Annotated in this window: 25 protein-coding genes; 18 read left to right on the top strand and 7 right to left on the bottom strand. The window is 43.1% G+C overall.

Annotated features, from left to right (window positions below; all coding sequences use genetic code 11):
• Positions 1 to 4 precede the first annotated feature (4 nt).
• From plsX to QQK21_RS08965, 14 genes are all read left to right on the top strand, one after another.
• Positions 5 to 1,030 (top strand): phosphate acyltransferase PlsX, encoded by a 1,026-nt coding sequence (gene plsX, locus QQK21_RS09030; RefSeq protein WP_284191864.1) that lies wholly within the window; start codon positions 5 to 7, stop codon positions 1,028 to 1,030.
• Between the two features lie 5 nt (positions 1,031 to 1,035).
• Positions 1,036 to 1,986 carry a beta-ketoacyl-ACP synthase III gene (locus tag QQK21_RS09025; RefSeq protein ID WP_284191863.1) on the top strand — a complete coding sequence of 317 codons (951 nt, stop codon included), beginning with the start codon at positions 1,036 to 1,038 and terminating at the stop codon, positions 1,984 to 1,986.
• Positions 1,987 to 2,115: 129 nt separating this feature from the next.
• Positions 2,116 to 3,039 (top strand): ACP S-malonyltransferase, encoded by a 924-nt coding sequence (gene fabD, locus QQK21_RS09020; RefSeq protein WP_284191862.1) that lies wholly within the window; start codon positions 2,116 to 2,118, stop codon positions 3,037 to 3,039.
• Between the two features lie 23 nt (positions 3,040 to 3,062).
• On the top strand, positions 3,063 to 3,797 hold the full coding sequence (fabG, locus tag QQK21_RS09015; protein WP_284191876.1) for a 3-oxoacyl-ACP reductase FabG: 735 nt from the start codon (positions 3,063 to 3,065) through the stop codon (positions 3,795 to 3,797).
• A gap of 231 nt (positions 3,798 to 4,028) precedes the next feature.
• Positions 4,029 to 4,262: an acyl carrier protein gene (gene acpP, locus QQK21_RS09010; RefSeq protein WP_004406112.1), complete on the top strand. Its 234-nt coding sequence runs from the start codon at positions 4,029 to 4,031 to the stop codon at positions 4,260 to 4,262.
• Positions 4,263 to 4,354: 92 nt separating this feature from the next.
• Positions 4,355 to 5,599, top strand: coding sequence for a beta-ketoacyl-ACP synthase II (gene fabF / locus QQK21_RS09005; RefSeq protein WP_284191861.1), 1,245 nt, complete (start codon positions 4,355 to 4,357; stop codon positions 5,597 to 5,599).
• Between the two features lie 78 nt (positions 5,600 to 5,677).
• Entirely contained in the window at positions 5,678 to 6,481 is an 804-nt protein-coding gene (gene pabC, locus QQK21_RS09000; RefSeq protein WP_284191875.1) for an aminodeoxychorismate lyase, read from the top strand.
• The gene (mltG, locus tag QQK21_RS08995; protein ID WP_284191860.1) at positions 6,478 to 7,494 is read left to right on the top strand and encodes an endolytic transglycosylase MltG; all 1,017 of its coding nucleotides are present in this window, start codon (positions 6,478 to 6,480) and stop codon (positions 7,492 to 7,494) included. Before pabC ends, mltG begins: the two co-directional genes overlap by 4 nt.
• On the top strand, positions 7,491 to 8,123 hold the full coding sequence (gene tmk / locus QQK21_RS08990) for a dTMP kinase (RefSeq protein WP_284191859.1): 633 nt from the start codon (positions 7,491 to 7,493) through the stop codon (positions 8,121 to 8,123). Before mltG ends, tmk begins: the two co-directional genes overlap by 4 nt.
• Positions 8,120 to 9,082 carry a DNA polymerase III subunit delta' gene (gene holB, locus QQK21_RS08985; RefSeq protein WP_284191874.1) on the top strand — a complete coding sequence of 321 codons (963 nt, stop codon included), beginning with the start codon at positions 8,120 to 8,122 and terminating at the stop codon, positions 9,080 to 9,082. Before tmk ends, holB begins: the two co-directional genes overlap by 4 nt.
• Positions 9,073 to 9,861, top strand: a complete 789-nt coding sequence (locus tag QQK21_RS08980; protein WP_284191858.1) for a TatD family hydrolase — start codon at positions 9,073 to 9,075, stop codon at positions 9,859 to 9,861. Before holB ends, QQK21_RS08980 begins: the two co-directional genes overlap by 10 nt.
• Positions 9,862 to 10,283: 422 nt before the next feature.
• The gene (locus QQK21_RS08975) at positions 10,284 to 11,900 is read left to right on the top strand and encodes a PTS transporter subunit EIIC (protein ID WP_284191857.1); all 1,617 of its coding nucleotides are present in this window, start codon (positions 10,284 to 10,286) and stop codon (positions 11,898 to 11,900) included.
• Positions 11,900 to 12,334 (top strand): RDD family protein, encoded by a 435-nt coding sequence (locus QQK21_RS08970; RefSeq protein ID WP_284191856.1) that lies wholly within the window; start codon positions 11,900 to 11,902, stop codon positions 12,332 to 12,334. Before QQK21_RS08975 ends, QQK21_RS08970 begins: the two co-directional genes overlap by 1 nt.
• A 241-nt stretch (positions 12,335 to 12,575) precedes the next feature.
• Positions 12,576 to 13,001, top strand: a complete 426-nt coding sequence (locus QQK21_RS08965) for a hypothetical protein (protein ID WP_284191855.1) — start codon at positions 12,576 to 12,578, stop codon at positions 12,999 to 13,001.
• A gap of 49 nt (positions 13,002 to 13,050) precedes the next feature.
• On the opposite strand, the gene QQK21_RS08960 is transcribed toward QQK21_RS08965, so the two are convergent.
• The 3 genes from QQK21_RS08960 to QQK21_RS08950 form a co-directional block, all read right to left on the bottom strand.
• On the bottom strand, positions 13,051 to 13,152 hold the full coding sequence (locus QQK21_RS08960) for a MetS family NSS transporter small subunit (protein ID WP_284191854.1): 102 nt from the start codon (positions 13,150 to 13,152) through the stop codon (positions 13,051 to 13,053).
• On the bottom strand, positions 13,149 to 14,615 hold the full coding sequence (locus QQK21_RS08955; RefSeq protein WP_284191853.1) for a sodium-dependent transporter: 1,467 nt from the start codon (positions 14,613 to 14,615) through the stop codon (positions 13,149 to 13,151). Before QQK21_RS08955 ends, QQK21_RS08960 begins: the two co-directional genes overlap by 4 nt.
• Positions 14,616 to 14,993: 378 nt before the next feature.
• On the bottom strand, positions 14,994 to 15,596 hold the full coding sequence (locus QQK21_RS08950) for an outer membrane protein (protein WP_284191852.1): 603 nt from the start codon (positions 15,594 to 15,596) through the stop codon (positions 14,994 to 14,996).
• 133 nt (positions 15,597 to 15,729) lie between these two features.
• Here QQK21_RS08950 and cydH point away from each other — a divergent pair, with 133 nt between their 5' ends.
• The gene (gene cydH, locus QQK21_RS22305) at positions 15,730 to 15,822 is read left to right on the top strand and encodes a cytochrome bd-I oxidase subunit CydH (RefSeq protein ID WP_431313106.1); all 93 of its coding nucleotides are present in this window, start codon (positions 15,730 to 15,732) and stop codon (positions 15,820 to 15,822) included.
• A 9-nt stretch (positions 15,823 to 15,831) separates the two neighbouring features.
• Positions 15,832 to 16,971, top strand: a complete 1,140-nt coding sequence (locus tag QQK21_RS08945) for a patatin-like phospholipase family protein (RefSeq protein WP_284191851.1) — start codon at positions 15,832 to 15,834, stop codon at positions 16,969 to 16,971.
• Positions 16,972 to 16,997: 26 nt separating this feature from the next.
• Here the strand turns inward: QQK21_RS08945 and pyk are convergent, their stop codons facing one another.
• A complete protein-coding gene (gene pyk / locus QQK21_RS08940) occupies positions 16,998 to 18,440 on the bottom strand; it encodes a pyruvate kinase (RefSeq protein WP_284191850.1) in 1,443 nt (480 codons plus the stop codon).
• A gap of 284 nt (positions 18,441 to 18,724) precedes the next feature.
• Here pyk and mlc point away from each other — a divergent pair, with 284 nt between their 5' ends.
• Together mlc and QQK21_RS08930 are read left to right on the top strand one after the other, a co-directional pair.
• Positions 18,725 to 19,942 carry a sugar metabolism global transcriptional regulator Mlc gene (mlc, locus tag QQK21_RS08935; protein WP_284191849.1) on the top strand — a complete coding sequence of 406 codons (1,218 nt, stop codon included), beginning with the start codon at positions 18,725 to 18,727 and terminating at the stop codon, positions 19,940 to 19,942.
• A 125-nt stretch (positions 19,943 to 20,067) separates the two neighbouring features.
• Positions 20,068 to 21,015 (top strand): chemotaxis protein CheV, encoded by a 948-nt coding sequence (locus QQK21_RS08930; protein WP_284191848.1) that lies wholly within the window; start codon positions 20,068 to 20,070, stop codon positions 21,013 to 21,015.
• A 21-nt stretch (positions 21,016 to 21,036) separates the two neighbouring features.
• Here the strand turns inward: QQK21_RS08930 and QQK21_RS08925 are convergent, their stop codons facing one another.
• Genes QQK21_RS08925 through imuA form a run of 3 tightly spaced genes read right to left on the bottom strand, consistent with a single transcriptional unit; the run spans position 21,037 to position 26,196 of the window.
• Positions 21,037 to 24,108: an error-prone DNA polymerase gene (locus QQK21_RS08925; protein ID WP_284191847.1), complete on the bottom strand. Its 3,072-nt coding sequence runs from the start codon at positions 24,106 to 24,108 to the stop codon at positions 21,037 to 21,039.
• A gap of 10 nt (positions 24,109 to 24,118) precedes the next feature.
• On the bottom strand, positions 24,119 to 25,519 hold the full coding sequence (locus QQK21_RS08920) for a Y-family DNA polymerase (RefSeq protein ID WP_284191846.1): 1,401 nt from the start codon (positions 25,517 to 25,519) through the stop codon (positions 24,119 to 24,121).
• A 2-nt stretch (positions 25,520 to 25,521) separates the two neighbouring features.
• Positions 25,522 to 26,196, bottom strand: a complete 675-nt coding sequence (gene imuA / locus QQK21_RS08915; RefSeq protein ID WP_284191845.1) for a translesion DNA synthesis-associated protein ImuA — start codon at positions 26,194 to 26,196, stop codon at positions 25,522 to 25,524.
• Positions 26,197 to 26,280: the final 84 nt, after the last annotated feature.

The following is a 26,280-nucleotide window of genomic DNA, read 5'->3' as shown; positions in this document are numbered from 1 at the left end:
ACCTTTGCCTAATATAACCGTTGCACTTGATGCAATGGGCGGGGATTTCGGTCCTCGCGTTATAGTGCCTGCCGCTGTGCAGGCACTGTCACATTTCCCTGAGCTGAAAGTGATTCTTGTCGGTGATCGCAATGCGATTACTGCACAATTAGCATCGCTTGGCTATCCCGCCAACTCTCGATTGGATATACAGCATAGCGATAGAGTTATTTCCAATTCAGAGAAGCCCTCTCTAGCTCTCAGAAATAGTGAAGGAACGTCTATGTCCCAAGCTATTGATGCTGTGGCAAAAGGAGAAGCTGATGCGTGTGTTAGTGGTGGAAACACAGGTGCCTTGATGGCATTGTCCCGTTTTAAGCTTAAACTCTTACCTGGTATAGAGCGGCCTGCACTTGTCTCGGCATTGCCAACCGCCTCCGGTTCGCAAGTTTGGATGTTAGACCTCGGTGCTAATGTTTCCTGTGATGCCGATTCACTATTTCAATTTGCTATTATGGGAAGTGCGCTAGCTGAGCAATACCTACCTCACTCTCCTCGTGTCGCGATTCTCAACATAGGTGCAGAAGAAATCAAAGGTAATGATCTAGTGAAGCGTTGCGCTGAAATGCTATCTCAAACCAGTTCGATCAATTATATTGGCTATATTGAAGGAAACCAATTGCTCAGTGATGCGGCTGATGTCGTAGTTTGCGATGGTTTTGTGGGCAATGTTTGTTTGAAAGCGTGTGAGGGTACTGCGCAAATATTTATCAACAAGCTAAGGTCAAGTCTTACGGCTTCATCGATAAAGGGTTGGATCGCAAGAATTTTGTTTTCTAGGTTATTTAATGACCTCAAAATGCTGAACCCCGACCAGTATAATGGCGCAAGTTTGTTAGGATTGCGAGGCATTGTTATAAAAAGCCACGGAAGTGCTGATGTAGATGCTCTTGTCAATGCAATTGGCGAAGCAATACACGAGGTCAAACGACAAGTACCCAGCCGTATTAGCGATCGTTTGGAAGCGGTTTTACTCGAGAGGCATTATTAGTCTTCATGTACAGCAAAATTTTAGGTACTGGCAGCTACCTGCCATCTCAGGTGCGTTCTAACGCAGATTTAGAGAAAATGGTAGAGACAAGTGATGAGTGGATCGTAACTCGTACGGGGATACGGGAGAGGCGCATTTCTGCTGACGATGAAACGGTTGCAGATATGGGAGCTATTGCAGCACAGAACGCGATTGAAATGGCAGGAATTAAAGCTGATGAAATTGACCTTATCATAGTCGCAACGACGAGTGGTAGCCATACGTTTCCATCTTCAGCCTGTCAGGTTCAAGCTAAACTGGGAAATTCCAATTGCCCAGCATTTGATATTGCCGCGGCTTGCTCTGGTTTTATCTATGCGCTTTCTGTGGCCGACCAGCACATCAAAACAGGCATGTGCAAAAATGTTTTAGTGATAGGCTCAGATGCTTTGTCTAAAACATGTGACCCAACCGATCGTTCAACCATTATTTTGTTTGGTGATGGGGCTGGTGCTGTCGTTGTAGGCGCGAGTGATGAACCAGGAATTCTTTCGACTCACGTTTATTCCGATGGTCGTTTTGGCGAGCTATTGAGTCTCGAAGTCCCTGAGCGTGGTAAAGATGCGGACAAATGGCTGCATATGGCCGGAAACGAGGTTTTTAAAGTTGCGGTCACACAACTCTCGAAATTGGTAAAAGATACTCTTGCTGCCAACAATATGCATAAATCTGAGCTAGACTGGCTGGTACCTCACCAAGCCAACTATCGTATTATCTCTGCGACGGCTAAAAAGCTGTCAATGTCTCTTGATCAAGTTGTTATAACGCTTGATAAGCATGGTAATACCTCCGCAGCAACGGTTCCAACAGCGCTTGATGAAGCAGTGCGTGATGGTCGTATTCAACGAGGTCAAACGCTCTTACTTGAAGCGTTTGGTGGCGGTTTTACTTGGGGATCTGCGCTCGTTAAGTTCTAAAACTAGCGTAAATTTTTAAATTTTTGATGTCTAGATTCTCCCTTTTGATCGATCCTAAGTGATGTGATCTGAGAGGTAGATTCTAGAGTAAGCATCGTTTATTTGTTACTTTATTTTAAGGTAAATAAAATGAGCAATTTTGCTATCGTATTTCCGGGTCAAGGTTCGCAATCTGTTGGTATGCTGGCTGAACTTGGTGAGCAGTATGATGTAATAAAAAGTACATTTTCAGAAGCATCTGAGGCTTTGGGCTATGATCTTTGGGCGTTGATTCAAAATGGTCCTGCTGAAGATTTAAATCAAACTTTTCGTACTCAACCGGCCTTATTGGCGTCTTCAGTAGCTATTTGGAGAGTATGGCAAGAATTAGGTTTGGATCAACCAAGCACTATTGCAGGCCACAGTCTTGGTGAATATTCTGCTTTAGTTTGTGCAGGTGTGATTGATTTTAAACAGGCGATCAAGCTGGTTGAGTTACGTGGACAGCTTATGCAAGAAGCCGTTCCGGCTGGCACAGGCGCGATGTACGCAATTATAGGTCTTGATGATGCATCTATAGCTAAGGCGTGTGAAGAAGCGGCTCAAGGAGAAGTAGTCTCCCCTGTTAACTTCAATTCTCCTGGGCAAGTGGTTATCGCTGGTAGCAAAGATGCGGTTGAGCGCGCCGGCATTTTGTGTAAGGAAGCAGGAGCGAAACGAGCGCTTCCTTTACCAGTCTCAGTGCCTTCTCACTGTGCGCTGATGAAGCCCGCCGCAGATAAACTGGCAATTGCGCTGAAAGACACAGAGTTTAATGCCCCTCAGCTGCCTGTCATTAATAATGTCGACGTGGTTGCTGAAACGGATCCAGAGAAAATCAAAGATGCGTTAGTTCGTCAGTTGTACAGCCCTGTTCGTTGGACGGAAACCGTTCAGCTTATGAGTGAGCAAGGGGTCGAAAAACTATTTGAACTTGGCCCTGGCAAGGTGTTAACCGGCTTGACTAAGCGTATCGTTAAGACACTTGGTGGCTGTGCAGTGAATGACGTAGCATCGTTTGAGACGGCTAAATAAATTATTGAGGAATAACACATATGATGAATCTTGAAGGCAAAGTTGCTTTGGTGACTGGCGCGAGCCGTGGCATCGGTCGTGCTATTGCTGAACTTTTGGCCGAGAGAGGCGCGACAGTTATTGGTACAGCGACTTCCGAAGGTGGTGCTGCAGCAATTAGTGATTACCTAGCGGATAAGGGTAAAGGATTGACCCTAAACGTGACGGATATCGAATCAATTGAAGCAACTTTAAAAAATATTAACGATGAGTTTGGCGCGATCGATATTTTAGTGAACAATGCTGGTATCACTCGTGATAACTTGCTGATGCGCATGAAGGATGACGAGTGGAATGACATCATCGAAACGAACTTAACGCCTATTTATCGTATGTCTAAAGCAGTGCTTCGCGGTATGATGAAAAAGCGTTCAGGTCGCATTATCAATGTTGGTTCAGTTGTTGGTACCATGGGTAATGCAGGTCAAGCCAATTATGCCGCAGCGAAGGCGGGTGTAATAGGTTTTACCAAATCTATGGCTCGTGAGGTTGCTTCTCGTGGTGTGACAGTAAATACGGTTGCTCCCGGTTTTATCGAAACGGATATGACCAAAGCACTGAACGAAGAGCAGAGAGCGACGACTTTATCTAATGTTCCAGCAGGTCGTCTTGGCGAACCAAGTGAAATCGCTTCAGCAGTTGTGTTTCTTGCTTCACCAGAAGCTGGGTACATTACGGGTGAAACTTTGCACGTTAATGGTGGCATGTACATGGTTTGATGCTAACTTGAACGAAGTGGGTTATTTACTGTTATAAAATAGCCTATAGTTTGTGATGATCAGCGTCCATATGCGCAAGATTTGTGCATGATATAAGTCAAAAATGTATTGAATTTCGGTAAAAATCGCTAAATTTGTGGTTTGACCAGCAAGTACCCCCTTGCAACTTTCAATAGTTCGAATAAACTACGGAACCATCGCATTGAGCGAAATCTGTAAAGGAAAAGAAAAATGAGCAACATCGAAGAACGCGTAAAGAAAATCATTGTTGAACAGCTAGGTGTAGATGAAGCAGAAGTAAAAAATGAAGCTTCCTTCGTTGACGATCTAGGTGCTGATTCTCTAGACACTGTTGAACTAGTAATGGCTCTAGAAGAAGAATTTGACACTGAGATTCCAGACGAAGAAGCTGAGAAGATCACAACTGTTCAAGCTGCAATCGACTACGTAAACAGCGCTCAGTAATATCTCTCCCAGGCGGCCTTCTGGCCGCCTGTGTTCTTTTTAACTCTTCTATACCTTTTCATAGAATCACATCAATTCCGGAGAATAAAATCGTGTCCAAGCGTCGTGTTGTTGTCACTGGCATGGGTATGTTGTCACCGGTCGGCAACACTGTAGAATCATCCTGGAAAGCCCTGCTAGAAGGTCAAAGTGGTATCGTAAATATCGAGCATTTTGACACGGAAAACTTTTCTACTCGCTTTGCGGGCTTAGTGAAAGATTTTGATTGCACAGAATACATGTCAAAAAAAGATGCGCGTAAAATGGATTTATTTATCCAATACGGCATCGCAGCAGGTATTCAAGCTATTGATGACTCAGGCTTAGAAATTAATCACGAGAACGCAGCGCGCGTTGGTGTAGCTATAGGCTCTGGCATCGGTGGTCTAGACCTTATAGAAGCAGGTCATACCGCTTTGGTTGAAAAGGGACCACGGAAAGTGAGTCCATTTTTTGTTCCTTCAACCATAGTGAATATGGTCGCTGGAAATCTCTCTATTATGCGCGGTCTTCGTGGACCGAATATTGCCATCTCTACAGCGTGTACAACTGGTCTGCACAATATTGGTCATGCAGCCCGTATGATTGCTTACGGTGATGCCGATGCTATGGTTGCTGGTGGTGCTGAAAAAGCCTCTACGCCTCTCGGGATGGCTGGATTTGGTGCAGCTAAAGCACTTTCTACTCGTAATGATGAGCCGCATAAAGCGTCAAGGCCTTGGGATAAAGACCGTGATGGCTTTGTTCTAGGTGATGGCGCTGGTGTTATCGTTTTGGAAGAATATGAGCACGCAAAGGCTCGAGGTGCAAAGATTTACGCGGAGCTTGTTGGCTTCGGTATGTCTGGTGACGCTTACCACATGACATCTCCTAGTGAGGATGGCTCTGGTGGTGCCTTGGCAATGGAAGCGGCAATGCGTGATGCGGGCATTACGGGCACACAAGTTGGATACGTAAATGCTCATGGAACGTCGACTCCAGCAGGAGACGTTGCGGAAGCAAAAGGTATTCGGCGTGCGCTCGGTGAGGAAGGCATCAAGCAAGTAAAAGTATCTTCTACCAAGTCCATGACTGGCCATCTTTTAGGTGCTGCAGGCTCTGTTGAAGCCATCATTACGATTATGGCTCTGGTTGATCAGAGGGTCCCACCAACTATCAACTTAGATAACTGTGACGAAGGTCTAGAAGATATCGATCTTGTCCCACATACGGCAAAGCCAATCAATTCAGAGTACGCTATTTGTAACTCATTCGGATTTGGTGGCACGAATGGCTCTTTGGTGTTTAAAAAAATCTAAAGAGTTAGCAAGTAATTTATGATAAAACGGCTTAATGCACAGGCATTAGGCCGTTTCTTTATATATGTGGAAGATGATATGTATTGGCTCAATGGACAACTCGCAGAGACTATCTCGTTAAGTGATCGTTCGTTTCAGTATGGGGACGGTTGCTTTACCACCATGCTGGTCAAAAAAGGTTCGGTACAATATTGGGATATGCATAAAGAAAGGATGCAATCGTGTTTGGATCTACTCAAAATCCCTTCGCCTGATTGGTTACAAGTCGAAAACTGGTTAGACAAAGCGAGTATCCAAAGCGCTAAATCCGGCCTTAAGCTTCACGTTAGTCGAGGTGAAGGTGGCCGTGGATACAGCCCTAACCATATAGCAAAGATGAACATTACCATAAGTGCTTTTGATTACCCTGAACATTACAATAAGTGGTCTACAGATGGGCTTAGTCTGGGTATCTGCTCCTTACGCCTTGGCCTTAATCCGATGCTAGCTGGCCATAAGCACAATAACCGGCTTGAACAGGTTTTACTAAAAGGTGAAATGGATGAAAAGGGCTTTTCTGATGGAATCGTGCTTGATATCAATGGCAATGTCATCGAAACTACGGTGGCGAATATTTTTTGGGTGAAGGAAGGTATTATCTACACGCCAAATCTTTCTTATGCAGGTGTAAAGGGTGTTATGCAACGCGTTATTTTTGAGCTTACCTCCAAAGGAAGGCTCGATGTTCAAGTTGGTCATTATGATCTGCAACAGCTTTATAACGCGGAAGAAGTCTTTGTATCAAACTCGCTCCTAGGTGTGGCGCCGATAACGGCTGTTGGTACTCAAACTTATGTTAAGGGCCCGATTACAAAACAAATTCAGGAGATGATAAACCTGTGATAAAGAAAATCACTTTGTCTTTGGTATGCGTTATATTGTTGTTGATGGCGGGTTATTTTTACATTGCTCAACATGTTGAGAAATACGTCAATCAGACGTTGGCGTTAGATAAAGAGCAAGTATATACAATTACATCCGGTGATAGTTTTAAACGAGTATTAGCTGGGTTGATAAAAAAGCAGCTGATCAAATCAGATAGTTTTACTCCTCTATTACATCGATTTTATCCTCAAATGATTGAGGTCAAAGCAGGTACCTATCTTTTAACTCCTCAAATGACCCTGAAGCAGGCATTGGAATTGTTTCAAGCCGGTAAAGAGCATCAGTTTGCCATTACCTTTGTTGAAGGTTCAACATTTTCCGAATGGCTTGAATCCTTGCAACAAGCGCCATATCTTGAACATAAAGCGAACAAGCTGACAGAAGCACAAATAGCTGAGAGCATAGGACTTAAGAAGCAGAAAGTAGAAGGCTTATTGCTAGCAGAAACCTATCATTATACCCTTGGCACCTCTGATCTTGATATATTGCGTCGCGCAGCGGCAAAATTGCAACAAGTTCTTGATGAGCAATGGTCTAAGCGCCAAGCAAACCTTCCAATTCGTTCTCCTTATGATGCTCTGATTTTAGCTTCTATTATCGAAAAAGAAACGGCAGTAGAGTCAGAACGAAAGCGGATTTCAGCCGTGTTCGTCAACCGACTTAACAAGCGGATGCGATTGCAGACTGATCCCACGGTTATATATGGTATGGGAGATAAATACAATGGTAATATTCGCAAGAAAGATCTTCGAACGCCAACACCGTATAACACTTATACCATTTTCGGTTTGCCACCTACGCCAATTGCTATGCCCGGTGAAGCATCCATTAACGCTGCACTCAACCCGGAGAATAGTGACTACCTCTATTTTGTCGCCAGCGGTGATGGTGGACATGTATTTTCAAAAACGTTATCCGAACACAATCGAGCCGTTCGATCCTATTTAAAACAATTAAGAAGTAATAAATGAGAAACGCAAAGTTCATTGTTATCGAAGGTCTAGAAGGCGCGGGCAAAAGTACTGCGATTAAAGCGGTATTAGCCACTCTTAAGAATGCGGGTGTAGAGTGTATTCAAACTACGCGTGAGCCAGGTGGGACAGCATTAGCGGAGCAGTTGCGCACTTTGGTTAAGCAAGAACATGAAGGTGAGAAGTTACAGGATATGACAGAGCTCTTGCTTATGTATGCCGCTCGTGTTCAGTTAGTTGAGAATGTAATTAAGCCGGCATTGGCTTCAGGAATTTGGGTCGTTGGTGATCGGCATGATATGTCTTCTCAAGCCTATCAAGGTGGAGGTCGTGGGCTTGCACAGAACACGTTAGCGGACCTTAAGCGGACAACACTCGGTGATTTTAAGCCAGATTTGACCATTTATCTCGATATCGACCCTCAAGTAGGTCTTTCACGGGCAAGAGGCAGAGGAGCGTTAGATCGTATCGAGAAGATGGATTTAGGCTTTTTCGAGCGCACCAGAAAACGCTACCTCGAATTAGCGGCAGCGGAAGAGAATGTTGTGACCATTGATGCTGGTAAAAGTATCGATTCGGTTGCGATTGATATACAAAATGTGTTGAGCGAATGGTTAAAACAGTCATGACATCTAGCCACCCATGGTTAAGTGATATTTGGAGTGAATGGCAATCGAGTTTGGAAAATGACACGTTTTCAAATGCGGCTCTGTTGATCTCTCAGCCTGGCTTAGCGACTGAAGAGTTGGTTGCAGCATTCAGTCGCGCTGTTCTGTGTGGAAATTATGTCAGTGACGCATGTGGTGTTTGCCACAGCTGTCAATTAATGAATGCGCACAATCACCCTGATTATCATGTAATTAATCCTGAAAAAGCGGGAAAATCTATCAGTGTTGATCAAATTCGAACTTGTAATCGATTAGCACAAGAGTCGTCGCAGTTATCTGGTAAGCGATTATTTGTTATTGAGCCTGCAGAGGTAATGACAGAGTCTGCGACCAATGCTTTGTTAAAAACGCTTGAAGAGCCTTCAAGTACTTGCATGTTTCTTCTGGTTACCTACCAGCCACAGCGGTTACTTTCGACAGTAACTAGTCGTTGTCAAAAATGGCAAATTCCTAAACCGTCATCTCAAGTTATCCAAGAGTGGTTAACTCAGCAGTATACATCAACAATTCCTGCCTATTTCGCACATATTAATGATAATGCACCAACGAGGATTCAGTCATTTATCGAAAAAGAGCAGGAAGGGTTTTATCAGCAAATAGAACGAGGTTTATTAGATTGCGTAATGCATAAGGGCGACCTTGTTTACCTAGCTAAACTTTTGGAAAGCGCTAAGGAAGACTCTTTGAGATGGATCTGGTATATGCTTACTGACGCGCAGAAGGTGCATTTTGGCCTCGATGCTCCCTATCTAACTCCCGGTTCTAAAGTGTTGGCCCAAAACATAAGCTATGAGAAGTTGTATCGGCAGGCAGAAAGTTTATCTAGGCTAACTGATCAGTTGCGAGAGCACTCCGGTCTCAATGGCGAATTGCTTATTCTGGATTGGTTAATTAAATTCAATGAGGAAGTATGTTCGTAGATTCGCATTGTCATCTTGATAAGTTAGATTATAGCAGCACGCATTCAGGGATTGGTGAGGTAATTGCAAAGGCGAAGGCTTGCAACGTTACCGACATACTTTCTGTAGGGGTTACCCTTGATGCTTTTCCTCATATGATGGAGCTAATTAGGCCTTTTGATAATGTATATGCTTCGTGTGGTGTACACCCTCTTGACGTTGAAAGTGAATTTTCCTTGGAGCGTCTTTATAGATTTTCCTCGGATTCTAGAGTTGTTGCAATTGGCGAAACAGGCTTGGACTATCATTATCAGCCCGAGACAAAAGATTTACAAAAAGTACGTTTTGAGCAGCATGTCGCGCTTGCTGTAGATATAGACAAACCACTCATTATACACACTAGACAGGCGAGAAAAGATACTTTAAGTATTTTACGCTCCGGTCATGCTGAGCAATGCGGAGGTGTGATTCATTGTTTCACGGAGGATCTTGCCTTTGCAAAGGCCGCGTTAGACCTTGGATTTTATATATCCATCTCTGGCATAGTCACGTTTAAGCAAGCCTCTGAATTAAAGGAAGTGGTTAAAGCGCTTCCCCTTGATTGTTTGTTGATAGAAACCGACTCTCCGTATTTGGCCCCTGTTCCTCATCGTGGGAAGCAGAATCAACCTGCCTATGTAGTGGAAGTTGCATCATATATTGCCCAGTTAAAAGGTTTATCTTTGTCTGAAGTTGGTTTGAAAACCAGCAAAAACTTCCACGATCTTTTTTTAAGAAGAAAAAATAGTTTCGACCAATAAATGAGCTTTCAGCCAATTTCTTTTGCCAAGCATCACGATAATTGAACTGATTTTCCTTGTTAACCCATATTGTTGAATCTGTGTAGTGTATTGAACGCCAATCTAATTTTGTTACATAAAATAACAATGGGTGTGATTTTATTTTTACAGTAAAATTAATACTGTCATTATTAATTGTAATAAAAATCAGTCACTTGTCATGATATTTGTGCCATGAGATTAGATTTTGGACTGTGATCTATCTATTAGTTTGGAACTTATTTTCGTAAGCAGCTAGAAAGTTTGTTTACCATCAATATATATTTAGAGCCGGAAAATATACTGTCATATGTGGTTACATTTTCCATGGGTGCTAACATTTAAGGCTGCGGGGGTGTGCCGTTAGAACCCAAGAATTCTTAAAATTTTTCAGGAGCATAAATATGAAAGGTTTCTTCAGTAAACTTTCACAAGCCATTATGCTACCCATCGCATTATTGCCTGCAGCAGGCATAATGTTGGGTATCGGCGGCAGTTTTACTAACCCAACAATGATAGAGGCATACCAAATAGGTGCCCTTCAGGATGGAAGTGTACTTAACAGCTTCCTACAAGTAATGACAGCAGCAGGGGGGATAGTTTTTGCGAACTTACCTGTTATGTTTGCTCTGGCAATTGCTGTTGGTTTTGCACGAGCAGAGAAAGGTGCGGCGGCACTGGCGGCTCTCATCTCTTATCTTGTGATGAATGTTGCCATCGCCAAGACTTTGGTCGTTGCGCACATGATAAACGTAGACAGCAACACAGTTGTCTTGATGGGAAGTGAGTATCCTGGTGTGCTTGCCGATATCTTAGGTATTTCGAATACTCTAAGTATGGGTGTCTTTGGCGGTTTGATCGCAGGTGCTATTACGGTCGTTCTTCACAACAAATACCATGATGTTAAGTTGCCAGATTATCTAGGCTTCTTTGGCGGTGCTCGTTTCGTACCGATTATCAGTGCCTTCGCCGCGCTTTTCTACGGCATTGTATTAACCTTTATCTGGCCATTTTTCGGCGCTGCCTTTGGTGCTATCGGCTCTGCTCTTGGTGAAATGACGGCGGCAGGACATGGTTATGTGGCATCTCTAATTTTTGGTGTTATTGAGCGCTCCTTGATTCCAGTTGGTCTGCATCACGTATTCTATTTACCGTTATGGCAAACAGAGATTGGTGGTACTGCAGAAATTGCGGGAGAAGTGATTAAAGGTACTCAAAACATCTTCTTTAATTCTCTTGCAACAGGTGACTTCTCTCAGTTTACGTCAACTAACTTTATGACAGGTAAATTTCCTTTCATGATGTTTGGTTTGCCAGCAGCAGCTTACGCTATGTATACCTTAGCGGACAAAGAAAACAAAAAAGCGGCAGGTGGCTTACTATTCTCTGTTGCTCTGACAGCCTTTCTAACGGGTATTACGGAGCCTATTGAATTTACCTTCTTGTTCTTGTCACCAGCGCTGTACTATGCCATTCATGTCCCTCTAGCAGGTCTATCATTTATGTTGATGGACATGTTGAATGTAAAAGTTGGTATGACGTTCAGTGGAGGCTTCATTGACTTCACTCTGTTCGGTATGCTTCCTGGACTAACAGGTGTAGAGAACAATTGGTTCTACATTCCATTAGTTGGTATCGCTTATGCGTTTGTCTACTTCTTTGTTTTCCGTTGGTACATCTTGAAATTTGATATCAAGACTCCAGGGCGTAAAGGAAGTGCGGTTGCTGTAGTCTCTAAGCAAGATTACCATGCGTCAAAAGGCGGCGCTGGTGATAGCGAGAAAGCAACACTCATGGTGACTGCACTTGGCGGAGCAGAGAATATTGTGGATGTTGATGCTTGTATTACCCGTTTGAGAATTACGGTAAAAGATGGTGAGCAAGTAAAAGACAACGATTACTGGACCAAAGAGCTTGGTGCTAAAGGTTTAGTTAAAGTTGGTGATACGGGCATCCAGGTTATCTATGGTGCGGAAGCTGCTGGCTATAAATCTCAGATTAACGCTTTACTTGGTAAGTAATGACAGTAGCGGAAAAATTTAGGAGGACAGGGGCATTTGTTGTCGACATCTTGATAGCTAAAATGTTCGCACAAGTTTTGCTCTCTGGCCTCATGTTTTTCATGCATCAGGTACTTAGCGGGATGGATATTAGTTTGTCCTTAAACGACGACAAAGCCTTACCGCTAATGTTAGGTTTGATAATCTTAGCTATGATCACTTTTATTGGAGTCTATGCCGCTTACTGCTTGATTTGTTTTAAACTCTTAGGTTTAACGTTAGGAAAATACCTGCTAAGTGTAAAAGAAGCATACAGCCAAGTTAGCTTAAGGGCATATTCAAGGAAAGAGCTGATTAAGATTACCCTTACGGTGGCATCGTTAGGTGTTTATCCAGTTTATGCAGGGCTGCAGTTCTATCTGTTCAACAAGACGCCTTACCATGAATTAACCTAGTAGCAAAATACCTATTATATGTGTAACGCCACTCGCTTAAAAAGTGAGTGGCGTTTTTGTTGTTTGCAAAATTTGTGTGAGTTTATTAGCGATATAACGGGTTCCTAGAGCGAGGCTTTTTCTTCAATTTTATATTGTTATTATTGTTGTTAGCATGACCTAGTTTTACTCTTTCCTGACATATGACTGTTTCTTGTCTGTAGATTTGAACGGTGTTTTATTAGCTTAGAGAAATAGAGTAATGAAAAGAAATATCCTACTCAGAAGTGTTCTGGCGGGTGCTATTTTAGCCGCTAGTGCAACAGCTTCGGCAGAAGGTGGAAATACTCATCAGTGGTCAGCAGGCATGGCGTTCGATCAAGACTTGAGTGCGGTTGTTGAATTAGATAACAAATACCGTTTCACACTAGGGAACGACGGCGCAGCTTTTGATTACATTTTTGCCAGAGGTAAGTTCGATGCAGATGTACCATTTACTTGGTACGTTGGAGCAGGTGCATGGAGTGAGTGGGACCATGATGAGTTTGGCGTACGCGTGCCGCTTGGAGTGAACTGGAATTTTCATAAAGATTGGGATATGTATGCACAAGTTCATCCTGAACTGGATCTACATGGCGGTCCAGAGCTACAGGTGGGCGGAGCTTTTGGCATTAAGTATACATTCTAGCTTTCGAAAGATGCTGGCACTACTGTGTGCCGGCATCTTTAATTCCAATTTATTGGGATTGTTTATCCATCGCTCTTTTTATACATAGAGCAGCCCCACCCCAGGTAAGGCCTAATCCTAATACCATCATGATGATTGCGCCTGTGGTCATAGTGATTTCTCCTGCTGACTTGTTGTATTGATCAGAATTCCGATGACAAGTAATGCTGCAATGATGGCCCAGCCTAAGGTAAGATCGTAGTCACCGTAACCTTCAGTAAACAAAGTGTGCAGTTTGGTTGCTAAGATAATAGCGAGCATAATCGGAGTGATGAACTTCAGACATACGATAAACCAAGCACCTATTGAAAAATCGGAGATATCATTAGCATATTGGCGAACATCAGCTGCTTTGTTCAAAAGCCAAGCCATCAAAACGACTTCAACGAGTCCACCAACCATAATTCCAACGTTATTAGCAAAATGATCAACTAAATCAAGAAGTAGTAGTCCACCATTGGTGGCGAATGCCATTGAGACAACGACGCCAATACCGATGACGATAGTTGCTGCTTTTCTGCGGCTCCAGCTTAACTTGTCCATTATTGCGGAAGTGACCGCTTCCATAATTGAAATATGCGAGCTCAGCCCTGCCACTACTAGGGCGAAGAAAAACAGAGGGCCCAAAATATAAGGAGCAGGGAGTAGATTGATAGCCGCGGGCAGGGTTACAAACGCTAACCCAACACCAGCAGACACAACATCAGTGAGGGGTTTTCCTTGCTCGTAAGCCATGTAACCCAGTACTGAAAAAATCATAATTCCCGCCAAAATTGAGAATCCGCAGTTTATGAGGACAGTCATAAAGGCATTATTGGTAATGTCTGACTTTTCCGGCAAGTAGCTAGAATAGGCAAGCATGATGGCAAATCCGATACTCAGAGTGAAGAAAATCTGCCCGTATGCTGCGGCCCAAACTTTGACATCCCATATTTTACTGAAGTCAGGCTCAAACATATAGTTAATGCCATTGAGAGCTCCGGGAAGAAAAACCATTCTAGCGATAAGTAAGATCACCATGATAAAAAGAACGGGCATCATTATTTTTGAAGCACGTTCTATTCCCGCTTTTACACCACCCACAATCGCCGCGTATGTAATAGCCCATGCTATCAGCATAGCGAGCGCTATTTTCCATTGAATACTACCTAAGTTGGTGGGAGAATTATCACCCAAGGACAAGTACTCTTTAAAAAAGTACGCATTAGTGTCTGTGCCCCAACTTTGGTTGAATGACATGCCAAAGTACGAGATTGCCCAGCCAATAACGGCAACGTAGTAAACGGCGATGACGGCGGCTACTCCAACTTGAAACCATCCAAGCCATTCAAACTTTGAGTGAATCTTTGCTAGAGTCCTTGGAGCACTCCCTCTGTATTTTTGTCCCATACTGAATTCAAGGATCATGAAAGGTATACCAGCTGTGATCATGGCAAAAAGGTAAGGAATAAAGAAAGCGCCACCACCATTGTCATAAGCCATGTATGGAAAGCGCCATATGTTTCCCAACCCGATAGCCGATCCAACTGCGGCTAAAACAAAGCCTGCTCTGGATCCCCATTGCTCTCTTTTCATATAGGACTCCTGTAAATCCAGTATTTGTAAGATAAGTGATTAAATATTCGGTGTTTCAGGCTGAACGTTAGCCCATTACACTTCTGTAGCATAAAAGTCGATACACCTTAATGAACGGGGAATTAAGTATGTAATCAACTATCAATCGATAATCTGTTAGTTTATGGTGCTGAAATTTAATTGATACTAGCATTTTTTGCCACTGGTGTAACGAATGGCCTTTTTTAGTGAAATAATCCACTGTCTTCAATAGAAAGACTAACTACTAAAATGGGTTAACGCAATAGTTAAATTATGTAAAAAATAACTTAATATCTTGACGTTATCTTAGGTACGACTAGGATGCTTTGTTGGCAAAGCAAACTTTTTCACCAGAGGTTAGAAGTTCCAAGTTAGGCCTAAATTGGCAGAAAACTGATTCATCCAATCAGTTTTAAATTTAATAATGCAACTATCGGATTCCGAAGCTGATAAGTTACATATACCACTGGTATCGCTATCTACCACAGTCCCAAGCCAGCGGAGCTGGGTATTTAGTGCCATATTTTCATGAAAGCGGTATTCAAGACCGCCAAATATACTAGTCGAGAATCCCAAGCCATCGTCCACCCAATCTGCATTTATGTATGAAGCCCCTAATCCCACGCCAAGGTAAAATGATACTGTTTCTTCAGTAGGGTAGTAGATACTGCTTTGGAATTGAAGATAGTGGATCGATGAGTCTACATTAATGGAATCTACTTTGGTTTTTTGGTTGGAATAGAATAATCCCACCCTACCTTGGTCTAAATCCACCTCGCCAGTGATAGCGTAACTTTCAGAGCCTTCCAAGTCATAGACTTGCTCATTTTGAGCAATGACCTTTCCACCACCTGTGTATCCAAACCAAGGAGTCAGATAGACCGCTGAGGATACGGGAAGGGGTGTAAGTAGTACCAAAATTATTAGGGTTACAAGAAAAGGTCTAACCTTATTGTCCACATTGTCTGTCCTTAAGAGCAAGATAGTCTTGTAATTGTGATAGTAACGTCATAACTACGCACAAAAAAAAGGAAATATTTGAAGATACCTCACAAGGGTGTTATTACTTTGTTACATAACATTGGAGGTGTTTATGGAGCTTGAGTTAAAGTATGCGATAGCTATTACGGTAATCGTCTTCACAGTACTTATCAGTTTCGGTTTGATCGCCATTACGTCCGTTTAGGTAAGCTCTATGGGCAACAGCGGTGTCGTTACTGGTGCGGCTATCGATCTTGATACTCATCGTCTTGCAAAATATACGGGGGGGAAAAATGCGCTCGTAGCCCAAGGTGGCGGTCAGAGAGGCATATTCACCTCTGGCGTTCTCGACGCCTTTCTTCTATCCAATTTTGATCCTTTCGATGTCTTTTACGGTACTTCCGCTGGTGCCCTGAATTTGTGTGGTTTTCTTTGTCGCCAGAGAGGGATAGGGCGTGCTTTTATTTTGGAACTCACGACAGATCCTATGTTTTTCAATTTGTTTCGGTATATCAGGCGTAAGCAGTACCTTGGTATAGATTGGGCTGTTGATAAAATAAGCGATTACCCATATAAGTTGGATGTGGATATGGGGAGAAAAGTATTAGGCAACAGGAAAGCTTTTGCAGCGGTTACTGATACTAGTCGGCTATTTGATCACTATTTGCCTATGTTGCAGGAAGACTGGAGAAAAGTCATGATCGCAACATGTGCAATTCCAAGGCTTTATAACCAAGCTGTTGAGTTTGACCATGGTGTTTACGTTGATGGCGGTGTTTCGGCATCTATTCCCGTGCAGGAAGCTTGGCGAAAAGAAGCGAGGTGTATCATTGTCATAAGAACAGAAGGGGAAGATTTGGAAACTGAGGTAGAAGAAGAGATGCGAGATGATAATGTGCAATGGTATAGAGGTTCTTTCAATCTTATCCAAGAGCGGTGGCAACAGAAGTTGGCAAGTTGGAAAGATGATTGGGCAAGCTTTTTTACTGAGCAATTACAGCGCTCTAAGGAAGATAAACTAAAACATATTAAACTTGAAGCACTCAATGGCGGGCGATGGTTATTTGGGGCCGAGGATATTTATCGTTTAAGTTATCTACTCGGAGAAAAGTTTGATTCGGGATTAGCAGACATGTTGATGGTGCACTACCAAACGTATTCCCTCACCCAAGACTTTCTTCATAATCCTCCCGATGACTGTTTTATTGTTCAGATTAAACCAGAAAAACCACTTCTATCGAATTCCTTAATGAGTGAAAAGGGCGCGCTATTACATGACTATCAGATGGGCCTTGATGCAGGCTTCCGATTTGTCGAAATGTTTTCTTCAGTATGCACTAAAGTCACGCCCTAAATCCGTGGTCTCGCTTTTTGATAGTATCAAGCAGAGAGCACGCGCATACAATTGGTCGAACCTATCACATCCATCGTATCGCCGAGTGTAATGATGACGAGATCGCCATCATGAAGCAATCCTTTCTTTTTCAAGCATTGAATTGCATCTTTGGTAATGGATAAACCGGAATCACTTTTTGAGTCAAAGTAAATAGGGGTTACTCCACGATACAGGGCCGATTGATTTAACGTACTTTCGTTACGCGATAAGGCAAAAATAGGTAACCCTGAACTGAGTCTTGACATCATAAGGGCTGTTCGGCCGGATTCTGTCAGTGTGATGATGCCTTTCACCCCTTCTAGATGATTGGCTGCGAACATAGTTGTCATAGCGATGGTTTCTTCGCATGTTTTAAATACAGAGTTCATTCTGTATGTCGAGCGGTTTATCGCGGACATTTTCTCTGCACCTAAGCAGACTTCAGCCATTGAACGGACCGTTTCTAGAGGGTATTTTCCTGAGGCTGTCTCACCAGATAGCATTACAGCATCGGTTCCATCTAACACAGCATTTGCCACATCCATGACCTCAGCTCGAGTAGGCATAGGGTTTTCTATCATCGATTCCATCATTTGTGTTGCAGTAATGACCGCACGATTGAGACTTCTTGCTCTGCGAATCAATTGTTTTTGCACACCAATTAGCTCAGGGTCTCCAATTTCGACGCCCAAATCTCCACGTGCAACCATAACCGCATCTGAAGCAAGGATAATATCATCCATATTCTCTACGCTTTCGACCGTTTCAGCACGTTCAATCTTAGCGATTAGTTTGGCTTCTAGCCCTGCGTCACGGGCAAGGTGTCTGGCATATTTCATATCTTCGCCATTTCTTGGAAAGGAGATGGCCAAATAGTCGACTTTTATTTTAGCCGCTGTCTTAATGTCTTCTTTGTCCTTCTCGGTTAACGCGCCGGCAGAGAGACCTCCGCCTTTTTTGTTAATGCCTTTATTGTTCGACAGCGGACCACCTACGACGACTTTTGTAATGACCTGATTTCCAGATACCTTGGTGACTTCTAATTGTACCCGGCCATCATCGAGCAGCAATAAGTCGCCGTTTGATACGTCGTGTGGTAGCTCTTTGTAGTCGAGCCCGACGGAATTTTGATCCCCTTGGCCTTTAGGCAAATCGCTATCAAGTACAAAGGTATCACCCACGGATAGATATATCTTGTTATCCTTGAATGTTGACACGCGTATTTTGGGACCTTGAAGATCACCGAGTATCGCAACATGGGTATCATACTTAGCAGCGATATTACGAATCTGGGTTGCTCTTTGGATGTGTTCTTCGGTAGAGCCATGGGAGAAGTTCATTCTAACGACGTTAGCGCCTGCTTTAATCATTGCTTCTAGCATGCCTTCCGTGTCTGTCGATGGGCCTAATGTGGTGACAATTTTTGTTCTTCTTTGGATACAGGTCATGATATGTTCCTTGATCACAATTGGAGTGAAACGACTTTTCAACCAAAAAACTTATTTGAGTATACGCAAAATACTGAGTTGTGAGTGATTGAGGTGTTTAAATATACACATATTTATTAATGCAAAAAAATATAGTGTCAAATGTTGGATTTGTTTAGCAATTTGATGAAACGCTCAAACAATCATCTTTATACGTGATGGCTGTCACGGCAATTTGTTAAAGTCCTTCACAATTACTTCGCAAAGTAAAAAAATCGCGATGTTGTTGATATTCGGAGCATACTATGTACATGGCTCAACCAGGTCATATTGACCATATTAAGCGGGTCAATGCTGGCCGTGTATATAAACTCATTGATCAAAAAGGTCCTATTTCTCGAATCGATTTATCTAAAGAGAGTGAGCTTGCCCCAGCCAGCATCACTAAGATAACGCGTGAATTGATAGAAGCGCATCTTATTCATGAAACCACGGTTCAGGAAGCAACGAGTCGAGGACGCCCAGCAATTGGGTTACAGGTAAATAATCAGGACTGGCAATTTCTCTCTATGCGTCTTGGGCGTGGCTATCTCACAATTGCACTTCACGAACTCGGCGGTGAAGTGCTTATCGATACGAAAATTGATATTCATGAAATCGATCAAGAAGATGTATTAGCCCGTTTACTACATGAAATTGAAGAGTTTTTCCAAAGCTACTCAGAACAACTAGGTCGTGTAACTAGCATTGCTCTTACTTTGCCCGGATTAGTCAACTCAGAGCAAGGCATTGTTATGCAAATGCCTCATTATAATGTTGAAAACTTAGCACTCGGCCCAGAGATATTTAAAGCGACGGGGTTACCCGTTTTTATTGCAAATGACACTCGTGCTTGGGCTTTGGCGGAGAGATTATTTGGTCATTCACAAGACAATGAAAACTCGGTGCTGATTTCTATTCACCATGGTTTAGGTGCTGGTATCATTGTTGATGGCCGTGTTTTGCAAGGACGACATGGCAATATCGGTGAGCTGGGCCATATTCAAATTGATCCCAATGGTAAACCCTGCCATTGTGGTAATCGTGGATGCTTGGAGACAGTCGCTAGCTCGCAAGCTATCCGAGATGAGGTGGCTGAGCGCTTGGCCAAAGGTGAGTCATCCGTATTGTCGAGTATTGAAGAAGTTTCTGTGGAAGATATATGTGAAGCAGCGGCTAATGGTGATGTTTTAGCGGTTGAAGTCATCGAAAAGCTTGGTCGTTATTTGGGGGCTGCGATATCCATTGTGGTGAATTTGTTTAACCCAGAGAAAGTTTTAATAGGTGGGGCGATCAATCAAGCAAAAAATATACTCTATCCTGCGATCCAAACTTGTATTCGAGAGCAAAGTTTGCCTGCCTACCAGCGAGGATTACAAGTTGTTGAATCTCGTTTCTACAAGCAGGCGACTATGCCAGGTGCGGCTTTGGTTAAACAAGCACTTTATGATGGTTTATTGTTAATGAAAGTTATTGAAGGTTAGCTTTTGTTATTACTAGCATTTGTCCATTTTTTTCGCATATGCAACATTTAAGTTGCATCGGTTTATTTTGGTTTAGGCCAGCTTTAGTCTATTTTTGATATATTACATTGTTGTTGAGAAGTCGTATGTCTGGAGTTTTAAATAGCGTTGATCAGCGAACCAATTTGGTGGGTGAAAACCGGCTGGAGCTATTGCTATTTCGTCTAAACAGCCGGCAGATTTTCGCGATCAATGTGTTTAAAGTTCGTGAGGTGATTAAAGTACCCCCACTAACCAAAATGCCTGGTAGTCACCACCACATCACAGGGGTTGCCTCTTTGCGTGGGACTTCAGTTCCTGTCATTGATCTTCGCGGTGCAATTGGTTTTCCGCCACTTCAAGATGAAGAGGTCGAATATAACCTGATTATCACTGAATACAATCGGTCAATTCAGGGCTTTTTGGTCGGTCAAGTTCGCAATATTATCAACACGACTTGGGCTGAAATCCAGCCACCACCCAAGACCGCAGGACGTGCTAATTATTTGACCGCTATTACTCATGTCAAAGAAAACAATGAGCAGGCTATCGTTGAGATCATTGATGTTGAAAAAGTCTTGGCAGAAATTATTGAGTATGATATTTCGATATCCGAAGGTGTACTTGATGAAGAACTTGCTTCTCAAATGGTCGGTCGAAACGTTCTTATTGTTGATGATTCCTCCACGGCTCGTTCTCAGGTTAGAGGCTGTCTGTCACAACTGGGGCTTAATATTTTGGAATGTTGTGATGGACTTGAAGCCTTAAATCTTCTCAAGAAATGGACTGAAGAGGGGAAAGATGTGCCGCGCGAGTTACTATTGATGATCACAGATGCAGAAATGCCCGAAATGGACGGTTATAAGCTTACGTATGAGATTCGTAATGATCCCAAGCTTAAAGATCTTTACGTTACATTGAACACTTCACTTAGTGGCAGTTTTAATGATGCCATGGTAAAAAAAGTCGGTTGTGACCGATTTATCTCCAAATTTCAACCTGATCTGTTGGTTCAAGTAGCCCAAGATAGGCTGCGAGATGTATTGTCAAACTAGCCCAATGTTAGTCTTTGTGGGCTAATGGAAATCACGGGAACGTGTTGTCAGCCCAATAAGTTTCTCTGTCATATCAATAAGCTGACCCGCAATGATATGTGTGACTTGCCCTTCTCTTTCTAATGTTCCTTTGACCATCATGATCTTGGCGGTTAGGTAGGCTTGCTTCTGAGCTCTAGCGGTTGCTTGCCAAACAATGACATTCACGTTGCCAGTATCATCTTCTAAGGTCAGAAAAGTCACACCCGCTGCTGTGCCGGGGGCTTGCTTTCCTGTGACCACACCGACGACAGTCACAAAAGAACGATGTGGTTTATGGAGCAGATCTTTCGCTCGCGTAAATCGCCCTATTTTTTTTGCCTGTTGCAGAAGTGTTATCGGATGTTGGCTCAGTGATAGACCTGTAGAAGCATAGTCTTCCAATAATGTTTGCATGTCAGATGGTAAAGGCAGAGCGCTTTCTATACTTTCTGGCAGCTCCTTAAATAAAGGTAAATCTGATAACGAATTCATTATTTTCCAGCGGGTTTGGAATCGGTCACTCGCAATGGATGACATAGCGTTAGCTGATGCCAGCTTTTCTAAATCTTGCTTACTTAAGCCGATATTTTTAAGTTCTCTTAAGTGCTGAAATATTTTTGTAGCGCGAGCTTTTATAAGTAATTTGCTGCTTTGGCTACTAAACCCTTTTATTTGACAAAATCCGAGCCGTATTGCCAATCTGTCATTATACTGAACGACTTGGTGCTCGTAGATAGAGTGGTTGATACAAATGGGCAAAACTATCACCTTGTGGCGTTTTGCATCCTGTATTAATTGTGATGCGCTATAAAATCCCATAGGAAGGCTGTTTAGGATAGAAACGTAAAAGGCCTCTGGATAGTAATACTTGAGCCATGCGGAGCAGTAAGCTAAGACAGCAAATGAAGCAGAATGGCTCTCTGGAAAGCCGTATTCACCAAAGCCAAGAATTTGTTCAAATAGACGCTCAGCAAATACCTGTTCATAGCCCCGTTCGAGCATACCTTGGACTAATTTTTGGCGGAACTTGAGTAATTTGCCATTTTTCTTCCAAGAGGCCATAGCTCGGCGTAGCTGATCTGCTTCTCCGCCGCTAAAGCCTGCGGCCACCATGGCTAACTTGATCACCTGCTCTTGAAAAATTGGCACACCCATTGTGCGTGATAGTACTTCTCTGACTTCCTCTGAAGGATACGTTACCGATTCTAATCCGTCGCGTCGTTTGAGAAAGGGGTGTACCATGTCACCTTGAATGGGGCCTGGCCTAACAATAGCTATTTGGATAACTAAATCGTAGTAAGTTTGAGGCTTGAGTCTAGGCAGCATGCTCATCTGTGCTCTAGATTCAATTTGAAACACGCCTATTGTATCGGCTTTTTGAATCATATGGTATACGGCTTTATCGTCTTGAAGGTTGGTAATATGTGCAATGGTTAATGACTGGTTATGTAAGCGTTTAACCAGTTTAAAGCATTTTTGAATGGCGCTAAGCATACCCAGTGCCAGCACGTCGACCTTCATCAACTTAAGGCTTTCTAGGTCGTCTTTATCCCATTGAATAACGGTTCTGTCTGGCATGGCTGCATTTTCAATGGGGACCAGTTCATATAGAGGACCTGCTGCAATAACAAAACCACCAACGTGTTGCGAAAGGTGCCGTGGGAAGCCAAGGATACTATTGACTAGGGTGATAAACTGCTTGCCTTTGAGTGATTCAGGCTTTAAACCGAGTTCAACAATTTGTGCTTGCCAATCAAGCTCGTGGTCGCGTCGATTAATATTTTTAATGAAATAATTGAGCTGAATCTCTTCGATACCCAGCGCTTTACCCACATCTCGAACCGCACTTTTAAAACGATAAGTAATGACTGTTGCTGCCAGAGCAGCACGTTCACGGCCATACTTTTGATAGATATATTGAATGACCTCTTCTCGGCGCTCATGCTCAAAATCGACGTCGATATCGGGTGGCTCATCGCGTTCTTCACTGATAAAACGTTCAAACAGGACCGAGATCTGCCTTGGATCGACCGCGGTAATCTCAAGGCAATAACAGACAACAGAATTGGCAGCTGATCCTCTTCCTTGGTAGAGAATATTGTGTTTCTGAGCAAATTGAACCATGTCGTGGATGGTCAAAAAGTAGTATGGATAGTTAAGCTTTTCAATAAGATGGAGCTCTTTGTTGATGGTGTTATTGATATCTTCTGGGGTACCATTAGGAAAACGCCGCTTCTTTCCTATTTCGACCAAATTGCGCAGATGGTTCATGGCACTTTGACCATCAGGAACAAGCTCGCTTGGGTACTCATATTGTAATTCTGATAAGCTGAAGTTACATTGCTTAGCGATATGCACACTTTCATTGAGCCATTGTGGTTTGAATAGTCGGGCCAGTTTGTCTTTAGTACGCAGACTGCGCTCTGTGTTGTTCAAAAGATGTCTGCAAGTATTTTCAACACTGCTTTGGTGTTTAATTGCAGTTAAGACATGCTGCAAGGGGAGCCGACTTGGTGTGTGCATTAAAACCCCGCCAACGGCAGTTATGGGCAGTGTTAACGCTAGCGCTAATTGCTGGCAATGGGTGATATATTGTTTGTCATTGGAGCCGAGGTGACGCTGAACTCCTAGCCACATTCTGGATGAGTGGTGCTGAGCCAACCAAGCTCCCCATTTTTGACTACTGCGTTCAGGATTAGGTAGCCAGATAATTAGGCAATAACGTATAGACATTAAATCCCACTCGGCTAATTGGTAATGCCCCTTTTTACAACGCTTTCTCGCGTTAGTGATAATTCGGCATAGCTCGGCATAGGCTTTACGGTTAGGACAAAGTAGGACTAGCTGACAGTCATTGTGTAACCAGAACATGCTACCAATGATGAGTTTAATATTGAGTTTGTGTGTTTTGATGGCGTTATAGGCTTTTACTACGCCAGCGACAGAACATTCATCCGTGATAGCGAGAGAATGATACCGTAGAAAGTCTGCTTGTAGCATTAGCTCTTCTGCGTGAGAAGCGCCAGTAAGAAACGAAAAGTTAGTTTGGCAAAATAACTCGGCATATTTCATGAGTGACTTCTCAACTGAACAAACCATGGAGGAACCACTGCATTTTCCGATCACGAAAAACCCATAACCAGCGGCCTTCTTTACTGCGAGCGATGAAATAATCACGAGTAATGGCTTCGCCATCCCACCAGCCTGTTGCAATACGTTCAGGGCCATGCAACAGACTAACTTTATCAGTTAATACCTCGGGGGTTGGGAGTATTAGCGAGGGCCTTAGTGCGGCTAATTGAGGCTGTGGTGGAATTGTTTTTCCGAGATGACAGAAGATAGTTGATTTTTCTGGCCTGGGATCATCGGTTGGAGCAATTTTATGTATCTGTGCCTTGCCTAGTTTCGCTTGGAGTGTTGTGATGAGCTCAAGAGCAGTTTGATGGCCTATATAGCCAGAAAAAATATCTTGACTACTGGCATCAAATTCACCGCTACGTAGTACTTTAAGTGTTAGCCCCTGAACTGGACGACTAAGCATGAGGGATTCCATAGCCAGTTGACTCAGCTTTTCCCACCTAGCTGTTAAGTAGTCACCACATGCAGAAGTTAAAATGATGGCTTCTGATTGGTTATCACGTTGGTGAAATCGTAATTCAAGCTCATAAGCAACTTGACCACGTAATGACAGAAAATGTTCAAGTTTGACCAAAAGCTTTTTAAGTGGTTTGTTAAGCCATTGCGTATTTTCAACCTCAAACAGCAACTCAAGGTAACTTTGGAATCTCTCTGGTGGGCGGTAAAAATCCACCGGATGTCTGAATTGGCCTGTCAACTTTCCAATATAGTTGACTAGTTCAATATCGAAGCGCCTAGCAATTTCTGAAATGGGTAGTTTCAGTAAATCATTCAATGCGACAATCCCAACTCGGGCTAACTTTTCAATCTGCTTTTGATTGAGCTCAGCCGCGGAAACAGGGCAATGCCTTAGCATGTCCTCTATATGCTTTTTTTCTTCAGTCACCAGATTAGAGCCTAACTTAGTTAAGAGAATGGCTGAAAATGGCGAAAATCCAGTGGCATAGTGAAACTGAACGTTGAGATATTGTAAGTGTTGAGAAATCTTATTCCAGTAAGACTCAAGCCCCCCATACAGCGTTAGCATATCGGTCAGTTTCAGCAAAAGCCCTTGAGGTGGAAATAAGGCTAGGTCGGAGGTGACAAGATAAAGCCACTGTGCGATATCGGCCAGAGCTTGTTGCTCGACACTTTCATCATAAGGGGACACCTGTAGTGATGGACAAAGAGTACTCGCACTTCCTAGGCCCATGCCATTTTTAATGCCTTGTTTTTGTGCTGCATCACTACACTGTATGATTTGAAAACGTTTGGCATCAACAACGACCAAAGGCTGTTGAGACTTGTCTGCATACATGGTGTCGAGTTGCAGTTTTGGGAAGTGTAAGTAAAGCCACAATTGCATGGTTAGCCTTGTTTGCTTCGTCGAAAAGGGAGTACAACTGGCTGAGGTTTTGTTTCTGCAAGATCAGGCCAGTAAACGCTCATATCGAGTAAAAAACTCGATTGTGGCCATCCCCCTTTACGTTTGTTGATGGTAATTTCCAGTCCATGGATATGGGGTTTGAGGGTCATGCTCAAACTGACCGGAAGAGAAAACAGCTTACTGGGTGCTTTAAATAAAAAGGATAAGCAGTTGCCAGCTTCACTGGCAACTTGAAGGCGACGAACGTGATGCACTTCAAGCTTGCAATGCCAGAGGAGTACGTTACTACAGGCACCACTTCTAAGACATTGTTCAGCGGCCCATAGAGCATCTTTGTGGGTTTCGGGGTAGATCAGTAGGACATGGTTTAGATCAATGCCTTCTGCAATTAAGTATTGTGCTGAAAGTTGTCCTGGAGGCTGGATGAATACAGACAATTTTCCTCCATGGTTGCTTCTTAGATGAGGACATAATAAACGCAGCTCACCTATGCTAGATTGGCTATGCAGCTCGACAAGACCATGGAGTGGGAAGCCACCATCTAGCCTGTCATCCAAAAGCTTAAACCCCGTTGGATGGTATCCCTGAGGGGGGAGCTCTGTACTTCCCAGCCAAAGCCATTGTTTTTTCTTAAGATGTTCGATTAATTCATACATAATAAAATACCTGTACATATATACAGTATATGTTGTAATTATTAATCGGCAAGAGAGAAGATAAGTAAATGAACAAAAAAACGC

The sequence above is a fragment of the Vibrio zhanjiangensis genome (assembly GCF_030161235.1).
Classification (GTDB): domain Bacteria; phylum Pseudomonadota; class Gammaproteobacteria; order Enterobacterales; family Vibrionaceae; genus Vibrio; species Vibrio zhanjiangensis.
Note: the sequence above shows the minus strand (reverse complement) of the source record. Positions and strands in the feature narration are given on the sequence as shown.